The 12,935-nt window shown below is 61.0% G+C and carries 10 protein-coding genes and 1 pseudogene; 2 read left to right on the forward strand and 9 right to left on the reverse strand.

Annotated features, from left to right (window positions below; all coding sequences use genetic code 11):
* Positions 1 to 95 precede the first annotated feature (95 nt).
* The 4 genes from ACB035_RS00815 to ACB035_RS00830 form a co-directional block, all read right to left on the reverse strand.
* Entirely contained in the window at positions 96 to 1,145 is a 1,050-nt protein-coding gene (locus ACB035_RS00815) for an efflux RND transporter periplasmic adaptor subunit (protein ID WP_371166434.1), read from the reverse strand.
* A 15-nt stretch (positions 1,146 to 1,160) separates the two neighbouring features.
* Entirely contained in the window at positions 1,161 to 4,223 is a 3,063-nt protein-coding gene (locus tag ACB035_RS00820) for an efflux RND transporter permease subunit (protein WP_371166435.1), read from the reverse strand.
* A gap of 167 nt (positions 4,224 to 4,390) precedes the next feature.
* The gene (locus tag ACB035_RS00825) at positions 4,391 to 6,730 is read right to left on the reverse strand and encodes an acyl-CoA dehydrogenase (protein WP_270905100.1); all 2,340 of its coding nucleotides are present in this window, start codon (positions 6,728 to 6,730) and stop codon (positions 4,391 to 4,393) included.
* 48 nt (positions 6,731 to 6,778) lie between these two features.
* Positions 6,779 to 7,432 (reverse strand): TetR/AcrR family transcriptional regulator, encoded by a 654-nt coding sequence (locus tag ACB035_RS00830; protein ID WP_041208826.1) that lies wholly within the window; start codon positions 7,430 to 7,432, stop codon positions 6,779 to 6,781.
* A 469-nt stretch (positions 7,433 to 7,901) separates the two neighbouring features.
* Between ACB035_RS00830 and ACB035_RS00835 the strand changes: the two genes are divergently transcribed.
* A complete protein-coding gene (locus ACB035_RS00835; RefSeq protein ID WP_371166436.1) occupies positions 7,902 to 8,642 on the forward strand; it encodes a phosphatase in 741 nt (246 codons plus the stop codon).
* Between the two features lie 211 nt (positions 8,643 to 8,853).
* Here the strand turns inward: ACB035_RS00835 and ACB035_RS00840 are convergent.
* Positions 8,854 to 8,979: pseudogene (locus ACB035_RS00840) on the reverse strand (IS5/IS1182 family transposase); the annotation flags it as partial.
* A gap of 123 nt (positions 8,980 to 9,102) precedes the next feature.
* On the opposite strand from ACB035_RS00840, the gene ACB035_RS00845 reads away from it, so the two are divergent.
* Complete coding sequence (locus ACB035_RS00845) at positions 9,103 to 10,227, forward strand: HD-GYP domain-containing protein (protein ID WP_042052982.1); 1,125 nt, start codon at positions 9,103 to 9,105, stop codon at positions 10,225 to 10,227.
* Between the two features lie 165 nt (positions 10,228 to 10,392).
* Here the strand turns inward: ACB035_RS00845 and ACB035_RS00850 are convergent, their stop codons facing one another.
* The 4 genes from ACB035_RS00850 to ACB035_RS00865 form a co-directional block, all read right to left on the reverse strand.
* Positions 10,393 to 10,578 carry a hypothetical protein gene (locus tag ACB035_RS00850; RefSeq protein ID WP_005338109.1) on the reverse strand — a complete coding sequence of 62 codons (186 nt, stop codon included), beginning with the start codon at positions 10,576 to 10,578 and terminating at the stop codon, positions 10,393 to 10,395.
* 42 nt (positions 10,579 to 10,620) lie between these two features.
* Positions 10,621 to 11,202: a NifB/NifX family molybdenum-iron cluster-binding protein gene (locus tag ACB035_RS00855; protein ID WP_371166437.1), complete on the reverse strand. Its 582-nt coding sequence runs from the start codon at positions 11,200 to 11,202 to the stop codon at positions 10,621 to 10,623.
* On the reverse strand, positions 11,199 to 11,513 hold the full coding sequence (locus ACB035_RS00860; protein WP_164537379.1) for a DUF134 domain-containing protein: 315 nt from the start codon (positions 11,511 to 11,513) through the stop codon (positions 11,199 to 11,201). The genes ACB035_RS00855 and ACB035_RS00860 overlap by 4 nt, the downstream gene beginning before the upstream one ends.
* Positions 11,514 to 11,736: 223 nt before the next feature.
* Positions 11,737 to 12,918, reverse strand: coding sequence for a dicarboxylate/amino acid:cation symporter (locus ACB035_RS00865; RefSeq protein ID WP_005359180.1), 1,182 nt, complete (start codon positions 12,916 to 12,918; stop codon positions 11,737 to 11,739).
* Positions 12,919 to 12,935 lie beyond the last annotated feature (17 nt).

A 12,935-nucleotide genomic window follows, 5' to 3' on the forward strand; every position in this document is an offset into this window, starting at 1 on the left:
GCGAGTGATGGCCGCCAAGATAGCAAACTGTGGCCCGTTTGGCTGTATGTCCCTGGTCAAGCGGGCAAAGATTGGCCAGCTTGCGTCGGGCGTGGTTAGCCCTTGAACAGCGCTATGGTGTCGCCATCCTGCAGGCTGCCTGCGCCACGCACCACCACCCGATCCCCCTGCTTGAGGGCGCCGGTCACCGCAACTTGCTGGCTGTCGCCAAACAACACGGTGACCGGCACCCGATTCACCTTGAGCGCCTTGCCGCTCTGCGCCACCTGATAGACCACACTGCCATCGGTGCCGAGCACCAGGGCGTCCCGGGGCAGCAGCATGCTCTGTTGATCCCCCAGTGGCAGGGCAACCCGCACCGGCGAGCCGATGATGAAGGTGCCCGCTTCCGGTTTGAGGCGCAGCTCGATGAGGCGCGACTTGGGATCGGCGCTGGCGGCTCGCTGGTAATAGACGCCGTGACCGCTCAGCTGCTCCCCCTCCACCCGCAGCCGGGTTTGTGGTGCCAGCTGCTGGGCCCAGAGAATGGGGGCTTGCAGGCGGATATCCTGCTGATCCGGGTTGACCAGCTCCAGCGCCTGCTCGCCCGCGTCCACATGCTCGCCGGGCTGGATGAAGTGGTTGTTCACCACCCCGTCGAACGGGGCATAGATGTGGCTGCGGCGCAGCTGTTCCTCAATCTGGTTCACCTGTATGGCGGCCAGCCGCTCGGCCAGCGCGGCCTGCTCCACATCGTAGCTGGCCTTGTCGTACTGGCTCTGGGAGGCGCTCTTTTGCTGGTGCAGTCGGGTGATCCGCTGGGATTCGGCGCGAGCGAAGCGCAGGTTGCTCTGCCATTTCGCCTGCTCGGCGCGAGCCTGCTCCAGCGAGAGGCGCAGTGCCGCGCTGTCGAGGCGCAGCAGCTCGTCCCCTTTTTTGACCCGGCTGCCAAATTCGGCGATCCACTCCACCCGGCCGCTTACTTCGGCGCTGAGCGCCGCCTGCTGACGGCTCGCCACCGTGCCGCTGACCCAGATATTGGCGGCCGCATCCCCTTGGGTCACATCCGCCAGGGTCACCATCTTGCCCTGAGCGGCCAATACCGGCAGCGCACTGCCTGCAATCAGCACCGCGCCAGCCAACATTCGGGTAATCATATGTGTCATCAATGAGCTCCTTGCTCAGGCCCGCTGGCGCAGGGGTTGTGGGATCGCCACCTGCTCCCCGAGACGCAGGAAAGCAGGCAACAGGATCAGGGTAAACAGGGTGCTGCAGCTCATGCCGCCGACAATGACGGTGGCGAGCCCGCGGTAAATTTCACTCCCCTCGCTCGGACTCAGCATCAGCGGCAGCATGCCGAAGATGCTGGTGAGGCTGGTCATGGCGATGGGGCGCATCCGGCTTTGCAGGGCATCGGCCACCGCCAGCTGGCGGCTCATGCCGTCTCGCTCCGCCGTGCGGGTCTGATGCACCAGCAGGATGGCGTTGTTGACCACCAGTCCCAGCAGGATGACAAAGCCGATGATGGTGAGCAGATCCATCGGCAGCGGCACCAGCAGCCCGCTCAGTTGCAGCGCCAGCACGCCGCCAACCGAGGCAAGGGGCAGGGTGAGCAGCACCAGCAGGGCATCCTTGATGGAGGCAAACACCCCCCACAGCAGCACCAGCAGGATCACCACGGCAAACAGGAAGATGGTCCCCAGATTGTCGAGCGCCTGTTGCAGGCTGTCGGCATTGCCGGCAATGCGCAGCTCGCCACCGGCGGGCAGCAGGGGGCGGATGGCGGCAAAACTGCGGTTTTTCAGAGTGTCGAGCACCTGCTCCATGGTCATGCCTGACGGGGGCGCTATCTGCAGGCTGATGCTGCGCCGCCCATCGGCCCGGAAGATGCTGGCCGGGCCCATGTCATGCTCCACCCGCAGCAGCTCGCCAAGGGGAACGATGCGCCCGGAGGGGGTGGCCAGCGGCACTGCCTTCAGTTCGTCCGGATTGGCGGAGCTCTGCCCCATCAGCATGATGTCGAGCCGATCCTCGCCATCGAAATACTCGCCGACCCGCAAGCCGTCGCCAAAGGTCTGGATGATGGTGGGCAGGGGTGTGCGATCCCAACCCACTTCGGCGAGACGTCGATCTTGCGGCACCAGTTTGAACTCGGGGGCGGTGAAGTCGAGACTCGGTTCGGGCCGAATCTGTGCTCCCGGCAGGTCCTTGCTGAGGATCCCCATGCTGGCACGGGCCGCCTGATAGAGCTCGGGCAGGTTACCCCCCTGCAGTAGCAGGGAGACGCCGTTCTCGCTGTCAAAGCCGCCAAACAGCGACCCCTGACCGCCGAACACCCGGGTGTCGGGAATACCCACCAGCAGCTGTTTCATCAACAGGCTCTCCAGCTCCTTGATGCGGTTCTCGTCCTTGGGGCGCACGCCAATCTGGGCGCCCCCCGGGTAGCGCAAGATGTAGTAGTTTTTGAGGGCAGGCTCTTTCTCCCCCTTCATGTAGGGGGCGAGGCGGGCGATCAGGGTATCGATCACCTCTTTGCGCTGGGCCTTGAGGTTGACCCCGGGGGTGAAGTTCATCCAGACATCCACCGCGTCCCGTTTCACGTCCGGCAGATAGTCCATCTTCGGCAGCAGCGCCCAGGTGGCCAGGGCCGGCAGGCTCATCATCAGGGTGATGACCGTCCAGCGCTGGCGTGAGGTCGAGGTCCAGCGGATCACATGACGAGTGGTGCGCTGCCACAGCGACTCATAGGGGTCGGTCAGCGTTTCATGTCCCATCCAGCGCGCCGCCACCGCAGGCAGCACGATGACGGCGACCAGCATGGAGACTGTCACGGCGCAGGCGATGGTGAGCGCCAGATCGGCAAACAGCTGACCCTCCACATCGTTGAGCAGCAGCACCGGCAGGAAGATGGCGACCGTGGTGAGGGTGGAGGCGACCAGCGCCGTCCACACCTGACGGGTACCTTCGAGCGCCGCCTCTGCCTTGCTCAAATCCCCCCGCTCGTGGCGCCGGTAGATACTCTCCAGCACCACGATGGCGGCGTCGAGCACCATGCCGACGGCAAAGGCGATGCCCGCCAGCGAGATGATGTTGAGGGTGCGATCCATCACCTTGAGCAGGCAGAAGGTGAGCATGATGCTGATGGGGATGGCGAGGGCAATCATCAAGGTCGCCTTGAGCTGGCGCAGGAAGAGCCAGAGGATGGCGCAGGAGAGCAGCACCCCGAGCCCCAGGTTGGCAGTGACCATGCTGACGGCGCGATTGATGTAGAGGGAGGCATCGAACGACTGCTCCATGTGCAGCCCGACCGGCTCCAGCACCTCGCGGTTGAGCTCGTTCACCCGGGCCTTGATCGCCTCAAGGGATGCCAGGGCATTGGCGCCGCTCTCCTTGAAGATCTGGGCGGCGATGGCGGTATTGCCGTTCTGGATCCGCAGCACCGGGTTCTCTTCCCTGGCCACCCTTACTTCCGCCACATCCCGCAGATAGATGGGCAGGCCATCGCGCCAGTCCACCACCTTGTCCCCCAGCGTCTCGACATCGTAGCGACCGGCGAAGCGCAGCTTGTACTCCCAGCGACCGATGTCGAGGGTACCGGCCGACACGTCCCAGCCGGTGGTGGCGCGGCTGGCCAGTACCGGGATCTCCACCCCCAGCTCGGCGGCGCGATAGGGGTCGAAGCGGATCTGGATCTGGCGCTCGTTGATCCCCTCGACTGCGACCGTCGAGACCCCTTCGATGCGCTCCAGCTCGGGTTTGACCCGCGCCTCGATCAGTGCCTGATGATCATCGATCACCCCTTTGGCGCCTGGCAGCTGCTGGATGAAGAAGAAGGTGAGGGTATCGTTGCTGCTGTAGTTGTTGACGTAGGGGCCGCCAATCTTGTCCGGCAATCCCGAGACCCGGTTCAGTCGCGAAATCACATCGAGTTGGGCCCGCTGCATGTCGGTGCCGAGGGCAAACTCCATGTCGATTTCGGTAAAGCCGGGATAACTCTCGCTGGTGAGGCTCTTGAGCCCCTGAATCCCCTGCATCTCCTGCTCGATGGGGTCGGTGATCTCCGACTCCATCTCTTGCGGCGAGGCGGAACGCCAGCTCACCGAGATGTTGAGGTGTGGACGATCGATGTCGGGGAACAGCTGGATCGGCAGTCCCCGGATGCTGAGCAGGCCCAGCAGGAAAATCAGCACGATCGAGACCGCCACCCAGATGGGGCGTTCGATCGCCGTTTTGGCGAGGTTCATTCACTCTTCCTGAGTTGTTGTTATCGGCCATTCCGCTGGCCTTGCTTCCAAAAGCCCCTGCAAAGGGGCTCAAGCATTTAACTGGAATTCTCCCGGCTTGTAAATGCATGGTTAACAAACAAAAAAACCGGCCACGAGGGCCGGTTTGGTACTAGTTTGCCAAGGGATCAGGCGGCGTGCTCGACCTTGTTTGGCTGCTTGTTTGCTTGCTGGGAGAAGCCTTCCAGCTCGCCAGGGGCGAAGTTGTCTACCTGAATCGCTTCGTAGCGCAGGGCATCGGCGGCCAGCAGTTTGTCCGCTTCGTCCTTGCTCAGGATGGAACCGGCCAGTGCGGCGGCAACCAGCTCCGGCAGCGCCAGTTTGCGAGGCAATTTGCCCTCTTTCTGTGCCTGCACCAGCTTCTTCTCGTAGGGCTGCACGGCGATCATGGCCTGGAAGGCACGCTCCATCAGACCGACCGGATCCGCCTCATCCTTGCCCACATAGCAGAGGGCGGTCAGACGGTCGCGGAACTCGCCCGGCTTCATCATGGCCAGGCAGATGGCGTGGCAGCGATCGTCGGCCGGCATCTTGTAACCGACGCCGAACGGGAACACCACGCGCTTGAGTACGGCACCCACCACCTTGTTCGGGAAGTTCTGGAAGAAGCCCTCGAACGCCTTGCCAATCAGGTAGAGGTTGCGCTCGACCGCGTACTGCGCGAACGGCAGATCGGAGACCATGCGGCCCTGATCCTCGTAATGCTTGAGGGTGGCGGAGGCCAGATAGAGATGGCTCAGCACGTCACCCAGGCGGGCGGAGATCATCTCCTTGCGCTTGAGATCGCCACCCAGCATCAGCATGGAGACGTCGGCGCACAGGGCCAGCCCTTTACTCATGCGGGAGAGCTGCTTGTAGTAGCGGGCGGTTTCACCGGCTACCGGCGCGCTGTTGAACTGACCCAGGGTCAGCCCTTGGAACAGGGAACCGAAGAAGTTGCCGGCGCCAAAGGCGATGTGCTTCATCAGCAGGGCGTCAAACTTCTCGAGACCGCGCTCCACGTCGGTATCGGCTGCCGCTTCCAGCTCGGCAAACACATACGGGTGGCAGCGAGTGGCCCCTTGCCCGAAGATCATCAGGTTGCGGGTCAGGATGTTGGCGCCTTCCACCGTGATGGCGACCGGAATCCCCATGTAGGCGTAGCCGGTGTAGTTTTTCGGGCCGAGCTGGATGGCTCGACCGGCGTGGATGTCCATGGAGTCATCCATGATCTGGCGCGCCATCTCGGTCATGTGGTACTTGGAAATTGCGGTGACGATGGCCGGTGCCTGACCCAGGTCCAGGGAACCGGCGGTCATACGACGGGCCCCTTCCAGCTGATAGGTGAGGCCGCCGATACGGGCCAGCGCTTCCTGCACCCCTTCAAACTTGCCGATGGACATGCCGAACTGCTTGCGCACATAGGAGTAGGCGCCCACGGTGCGGCTCGCCATGTGACCGCAAGCGGTGCCCAGAGCAGGCAGCGAGATGCCGCGACCGGCGGAGAGGCACTCCACCAGCATACGCCAGCCGCGACCGGCGTAATCCGGGCCGCCGATGATCCAGTCGAGCGGAATGAACACATCCTTACCGAAGGTCGGACCGTTCATGAACGCCAGACCCATGGGGTAGTGGCGATCGCCAACGCGCACACCCGGGTGGCTGGTGGGGATAAGCGCGCAGGTGATGCCGAGCTCTTCCTTGTCACCCAGCAGCTTTTCCGGGTCATAGAGTTTGAACGCCAGCCCCAGCACGGTGGCTCGTGGCGCCAGGGTGATGTAGCGCTTGTTCCAGTTGAGGCGAATACCCAGCACCTCTTCACCCTTGTGCATCCCTTTGCAGACGATCCCCTTGTCAGGAATGGCGCCGGCATCGGAGCCCGCTTCCGGACCGGTCAGGGCGAAGCAGGGCACCTCTTTGCCACTGGCCAGCCCCGGCAGCCAGAAATCTTTCTGGGCCTGGGTGCCATAGTGCATCAGCAGCTCGCCCGGGCCGAGGGAGTTGGGCACCATGACGGTGACCGCCACGCTCAAGCTCTTGGTGGCGATGCGGGTGACGATGGTGGAGTTGGCAATCGCCGAGAACTCGCGGCCGCCATAGGATTTCGGGATGATCAGGGAGAAGAAGCCTTCTTTCTTCAGATAGTCCCAGACCGGTTCTGGCAGGTCTTTGGTTTCGTTGACGATCTTGAAGTCATCAACCATGGCGAGCAGGGTTTCGACCTGATTGTCGATAAAGGCCTGCTCCTCCGCGGTCAGCTCGGCCTTGCCGTAGCCGTGCAGTTTTTTCCAGTCGGGGTTGCCGCGAAACAACTCGCCATCCCACCAGACGGAGCCGGCTTCCATGGCCTCCCGCTCGGTAGCTGACAAGGGCGGCAGTATCTTTTTGAAGATGCCGAACACCGGACGGGTTACCACCTTTTTACGGATGGAGGGTACGCCGAGCACAACGGCTATCGCCAGCACCAGCAGGACAAGCAATGTGATCATACCGAAGTTCCTTCTATTTCACTGTTTCCGTTGATTTATTGTTGGTTGTTACACGGCCAGGGAGAGCCTGGTCGACTCCACGGGCGCCCCGACTCCGGACGCCAGATAAGGAATAACGTTGCGCACCAGCCCTTCCACATCGAGCTGCTGGCCAAAATCGGCCAGGGCGATGTCGCGCAGCGCATCGGCAGAGGCCATGGTGAATACGACGGTGCCCAGGGTGAAGTGCAGGCGCCAGAAGAGATCCGCGGGCGACAGGGCCGGGTTGGCCTTGGAGATAGCCTGGGTGATCCGCTGCAAAATGGGGCCGTAGTGGGCGGTGATAAAGCGGCGCAGGTGGCCCTGGCTGTCGATATAGCCGCGCCCCAGCAGCTGCATGAAGATGGCCGGGCCGTTGGCCCGTACCGCCGAGAGCTTCATCAGCGGTTCGACAAAACTTTCAAAGAGTTGCAGCAGGGTGAGCTGATCCTGCTCCATCAGTACCCGCAGGCGGGCATCGAGATCGGGCATAAACAGGCTCAGGTAACGGTCGAGTACTGCCTGGATCAGCTCCTTCTTGGAGCCGAAGTGATAGTTCACCGACGCCAGATTGACGTCGGCTTCACTGGTGATCAGACGCAAAGAGGTATCGGCGAAACCCCGCTCGGCAAACAGCACTTCAGCGGCGTCGAGAATACGGTTTTTGGTATCGATTTTACTCACTGGACACCTCACTTAAACGAATGTTTAAAAAGTACGTTTCATAACGTGAAGTGTCAAGAGAATGTGAATGAGTGTTAGCAGAATGTTTTTCGATGAAAAAAGCAAAGTGGGCGGAACTTAGTCAAAAAGCAGGACTCTATATCTATGCCACTGCAATTAAACATTAAGTCTCGCCCAACCTGCACCATGCTAGTTGGGCCTTTTTTTGCGCGTCTGTTACCGGTTTGCGGTTTGCAGGCAAAAAAAAACCGCCGCAGGGCGCGACGGTGGGGAAAGTGAGTTCGCGTCATCCTGACGGCAAACTGTCGATGCGAGTTCAGGCATGTATCGACGGGGGCAGTATGCCAGCCAGAGCCCCTCAGACTATGTCAGCTTCGCGGTATTTTGTGACAAAGTGTGGCAAGCACTGGCGTGGCCCAAGCTGCCGCTCTTTGCTATGCTGCCCTTTCAAAATATGAGGGGAGAGAAGATGAAGTACCCGGTCGATACCCACACTCACACCATTGCCAGCACCCATGCCTACAGCACCATCCACGACTATCTGCCGATAGCCAGGGCCAAGGGGATCAAGCTGTTCGCCACCACGGATCACGGGCCCGAGATGGCCGATGCCCCTCATGTCTGGCATTTTGCCAACTTGCCGATATTGCCAAGAGTGGTTGATGGGGTAGGGATCCTGCGGGGTATCGAGGCCAACATCAAAAACCTCGACGGGGAGATCGATTTTCCCGAGCGCTATGAGTCGCGCCTCGACATGATCATGGCGGGTTTTCATGAGCAGGTATTCCCTCCCTGCGATCAGGCCACTCACACCCAGGCGATGATCAACGCCATCAAGAGTGGCAGGGTCGATATGATCAGCCACCCGGGCAACCCCGCATTTCCCATCGACATTCAGGCGGTGGTCAAGGCGGCAGCTGACTATCGGGTGGCGCTGGAGATCAACAACTCCTCCTTCATTCACTCGCGCCCGGGTAGCGAAGGCAACTGCCGCGCCATCGTCGAAGCCGCGCGAGATCTGGGGGCCTACCTCACCTTCGGCTCCGATTCCCACGTCGCTTTCAGCCTCGGCGATTTTGACCACTGCCACCGTCTGGTGACCGAAGCGGGCTTCCCGCTGGAGCGGGTCTTGGTGCGCTCTCCCCGCGCCCTGCTCGATTTCCTCGAGAGCCGCGGCCGCGCCCATATCCCCGAGTTTTCCGATCTGTAAATCGGCTCTAACACCATGAGCCAACTCATAAAATCGAGCAGGCTCAATTGACTTGCCGGTCATTTTTTATGAATGTGGAGAGCAACAAGCCGGTATAGCTCAGTTGGTAGAGCAGCGCATTCGTAAGTAAATGAGCGACGTAATCTTGTCATTGAACACCTCAGGTCATGGTGGCGACTGTACCACCTAAAATGGTGTCCGGGATGATTAGACCACTACACTTCTTCCTGTGTGCCAGTCCTTCTTTGCGTATTACCAGCACGGCGTCATTTCTTGGGTGTCCCTTTTTCCATAGCCCTGCGTTCTTGCGCGGCGGGATACATGTTGTCGCCCCTTTGCCGTGAGGGCTTGTTGTGGGGATGCTGCTTTGTTGATTTTTCTGTCAATTTTGACGCTGTGGCGGGGAGAGCGTCAAAGGGAGTCACTATACTTCCATCACGGGGTCCCGTTGGAGAAGGCGATGGAAAGTTCATTTGGCGAAAAAATGCAGAGCGTACATGCCACGCTCAGGCAGCGCTTTGACAAGCTGAGTCGGGTGGCCATCGCGATTTACGATCCCCATACCGATCAGCTCAAGACCTTTGCCCACAGCACCGAGGGGCCCTCGCCACTGGTGCAATATGAGGTGAAGCTGAGCGATGTTCCCTCCCTGAGTTATCTGGCGGAGCACAAGCAGCCCCGGGTGCTCAGCAATCTGGATGCCCTGCGTGGCTCTGCGTCGGAGCACAGCCGCAAGGTGCTGGAGGCGGGCTATGCCTCCAGCTATACCGAGCCGCTGCTGTTCAACAGCAAGCTGTTTGGCTTTCTGTTTTGCGATGCCATGGAGCCGGGATATTTCGAGGAGCCGATCCGCAGCGAGCTGTCGGCCTATGCCCAGGCGCTCTCGGCCATCATTGCGGTGGAGTTTTTCTCCATCCAGACCCTTGGCGGCGCGCTGACCACGGCGCGGGAGTTCAGCCGCTATCGGGATGAGGAGACCGCTAACCATCTGCACCGGATGTCGGCCTACTCCCGGCTGATCGCCAAGACGCTGGCCCCGACTTGCGGGCTGAGCGATGAGGAGGTGGAGTTTATCTACCTCTTCTCCGAGCTGCACGACATCGGCAAGATCGCGGTGCCGGATGCCATTTTGCTCAAGCCGGGCAAGCTGACCCCGGAAGAGTTCGAGATCATGAAGATCCACCCCGGCAAGGGGCGGGAGATGATCAGCCTGATGATCAACGAGTTTGGTCTCGATGGTATTCACCACACCGACATGCTGACCAACATCATCGCCAGCCATCACGAGCGTTTCGACGGCACAGGTTATCCGCTGGGGCTGGCGGGGGAGGCGATCCCGCTGGCGGCGCGCATCGTGACGGTGGCCGATGTGTTTGATGCTCTGACCAGCGAGCGCCCCTACAAGAAGGCCTGGCCGTTCGAGACGGCGTTTGCCTATCTGGAGGAGCATGCCGGCAGCCAGTTTGATCCCGCCTGTGTCGCCGCAGCCCTGCACAACAAGGCCGAGTTTTATGCCATCTATCAGCAGTATCAGGATCCGGCCTGCTCTGCGAGCGTGGCGGCCAGCGGCGCCGAGCCGGGTTGAGCGCGTGTGATGAGCGTAAGGGCAAAGTGGCGGAACAAGCATGAATGAAAAGCGTAACAAGAGAGGGGGCACCAGCAGGTGCCCCCTCTCTTTTATGTGCCTCTCGATTCCACGCGCCTTTATTTTTCCGACCTTATCTCTGCGGCTATGGCGTGTGTGGTCAGGTTACTTTTTGGGCGTCGGCTCGCTGATTTGATAGAGGTGATCCGCGCAGGCGCTGGAGCAGCCACAGGGGCGCACCTCTTTATCTTCCCGTTTCTGGGCAAGCTGATATTGGCGCCACCAGATGATGGTGCCCATGGCCAGGATCAGCACGAACGAGGCGAGCAGGCTCAACAACCAGATGGACATGATCTCTTCTCCTTGATGGTGATGACATGCACAGCGATGGCATCAGTGATGATGGCAGCAACCACCCTGCTGGTTGGCGCCTTCACTGCCGTGGCAACAAGTATGGCCTTGTCGTGAGCTCTCTGCCTGATTGCCACTACTGGCGCAACAGTGATCGGAGCCACTGTTGCAACCACCATGACAATGGCTATGACTCTGGCCTGCGCCGACGGGCTGGATTGCACGGATAGTCGCCTTGCTCTGATGACGGCGAGACGGACGCCCCTGACTGGCCTCGGTGAGAGGTTGCAGATTGGCGGGGGCCAGCAGCGCGGGCAGCGGCAGGCGGGCAGAGCGGCACTGCAGCACCCGGATATTGATCGCCAGCAGGCGACTCAGCATCCGCTCGCCGATATTGCGCACCACCACCTGACCCACTTGATGATGGGCGAGGGCGTCGAGCAGCGCTTGCTTGCCGTGGCAGCCTTCGGCGGCGGCCGGGTTAGCCAGGGTGGCGATGACGTTTCCTTCGGGGTTAAGAATTTGCAGCTGCTCGGCACGGGTAAAGTGGCCAGCCAGCAACCCCTGACTCAGCATCAGGGCGCTGTTGCAGAGGGTGGTGGTCATGGTTGTGACAGCATTCATGTCGGCTCTTCTCCACTGGTTGGGTGGTCAGGCTCGGCGGGGTGCATCATCAATGCCTTGCCCAGACTCAGACACTCCACCACCTTGTAGCGCCCTTTTTTCAGGATATTGGCCAGGGTCTGGCGGGAGACCCCCATCACCAGGGCGGCCTCCTGCTGCTGCATTCCTTGAAGGTCGACGAGGCGCAGTGCCTCGAACTCGTCAGGGGCCAGCGTGACCTGTTCCAGCTGATGCATGGGGCGGCCGTTGGGTTTGAAGCAGCTGTTGGCGGGGCGGCCACAGATCTGGCGGGCAATCTTGGGTCTTGGCATGGTGGCTCCTAATTGGCATAAGCCATTTATACGCTCATATGTAGCATATGCCAATAATTTTGTCGGGTGTAGAGAGCTGCGCGAATGCTGTTTACGGCAGAGGGGGGTAAAGAGAGGGAGGAGGAATACGCACAAACACTGTGAAGGTGGCAGAAACGAAGCAGGCCCGAACATGGTTCGGGCCTGCGGTTTTGCAGAGGATGGTCGGGCTATCTCGGCGAGCTTATGCCTGTTCGGCCTCGGCCACAGGAGCTGCGCTCTCGCTACCGTTGGCGAAGCGATCCGCCCACAGGGCAATCACGCCGTCACCGGTGACGTTGCAGGCGGTGCCGAAGCTGTCCTGCGCCAGATAGAGGGCGATCATCAGGGCGATGGAGGCTTCACCAAAGCCGAGCATGGAGGTGAGCAGGCCCAGCGCCGACATCACGCCACCACCCGGGGCGCCTGGAGCGGCGATCATGATCACCCCCAGCATCATGATGAAGGGGAGCATGGTCTCGATGCCCGGAATGGCAAGATGTTCGGAGAGGAACATCACCGCGGTGGCACAGGTGACCAGGGTAATGGTGGAGCCACAGAGGTGAATGGTGGCGCACAGCGGCACGGTGAAGTTGGCGATACCGTCGCTCACCCCGTTGTTCTTGCTCGATTGCAGGGCGACCGGAATGGTGGCGGCGCTCGACATGGTACCCAGCGCGGTGAAGTAGGCGGGCAGCATGTTCTTGATGAGCTGGGCCGGTGAGCGGCCAAGGGCCAGACCGGTACCCACGAACAGTACGGAGAGCCAGATCCAGTGCATCAGGATCGCCATCACCAGCACCACGCCGAAGGTTTTCAGGGTGGCGAACACGGTGCCTTCTACCGTCATCTCGACAAAAACCCCGGCGATATAGAACGGCAGCAGCGGGATGATCACCTTGGCCAGCAGGCGGTCGATGATGTCACGACCCTGATCGGCGACCCGGCGCAGATCGGTGGCTTGGGTGGCGCTGATGCCGATGCCGAACACGAAGGCGGCGGCCAGTGCCGACATCACGCCAAACAGCGGCGGGATCTCCAGATTGACGTAGGAGGCGAGCTTGATGGCCGTGGCCGTGGTGGGCTCGGCGGCGGTGGTGAACTGCGGGATCAGATGGCTCGCTACGGTAAAGGCGAACAGCCCCGCCAGAATGGTGGAGCAGTAGGAGAGGGCCACGGTTTTGCCCAGCAGCTTGCCGGAGTTTTTCGGCAGGCTGGCGATGCCGCTCATGATAAAGAACAGAATGATGAGCGGAATGGTGAAGGTGATCAGCTGACCTATCACTGTCTTGGCCGTAAACAGCACGCGCGCCACCCACTCAGGGGCGTAGAGACCGAGCAAGAGACCGGCAAGGATGCCAGCAATGAGTTTCAGGACAAGTTTCATAAGGAAATCCGGAGTTG

Origin of the sequence: Aeromonas sp. S12(2024), from assembly GCF_041402305.1 — a bacterium.
GTDB classification, from domain to species: domain Bacteria; phylum Pseudomonadota; class Gammaproteobacteria; order Enterobacterales; family Aeromonadaceae; genus Aeromonas; species Aeromonas veronii.

Excerpts from the sequence above, each read along its gene's own strand:
- ACB035_RS00825 (WP_270905100.1), bottom strand. The coding sequence starts at position 6,730 with ATGATCACATTGCTTGTCCTGCTGGTGCTGGCGATAGCCGTTGTGCTC.
- ACB035_RS00815 (WP_371166434.1), bottom strand. The coding sequence starts at position 1,145 with ATGACACATATGATTACCCGAATGTTGGCTGGCGCGGTGCTGATTGCA.
- ACB035_RS00845 (WP_042052982.1), top strand. The coding sequence starts at position 9,103 with ATGGAAAGTTCATTTGGCGAAAAAATGCAGAGCGTACATGCCACGCTC.
- ACB035_RS00835 (WP_371166436.1), top strand. The coding sequence starts at position 7,902 with ATGAAGTACCCGGTCGATACCCACACTCACACCATTGCCAGCACCCAT.
- ACB035_RS00865 (WP_005359180.1), bottom strand. The coding sequence starts at position 12,918 with ATGAAACTTGTCCTGAAACTCATTGCTGGCATCCTTGCCGGTCTCTTG.
- ACB035_RS00850 (WP_005338109.1), bottom strand. The coding sequence starts at position 10,578 with ATGTCCATCTGGTTGTTGAGCCTGCTCGCCTCGTTCGTGCTGATCCTG.
- ACB035_RS00860 (WP_164537379.1), bottom strand. The coding sequence starts at position 11,513 with ATGCCAAGACCCAAGATTGCCCGCCAGATCTGTGGCCGCCCCGCCAAC.
- ACB035_RS00855 (WP_371166437.1), bottom strand. The coding sequence starts at position 11,202 with ATGAATGCTGTCACAACCATGACCACCACCCTCTGCAACAGCGCCCTG.
- ACB035_RS00820 (WP_371166435.1), bottom strand. The coding sequence starts at position 4,223 with ATGAACCTCGCCAAAACGGCGATCGAACGCCCCATCTGGGTGGCGGTC.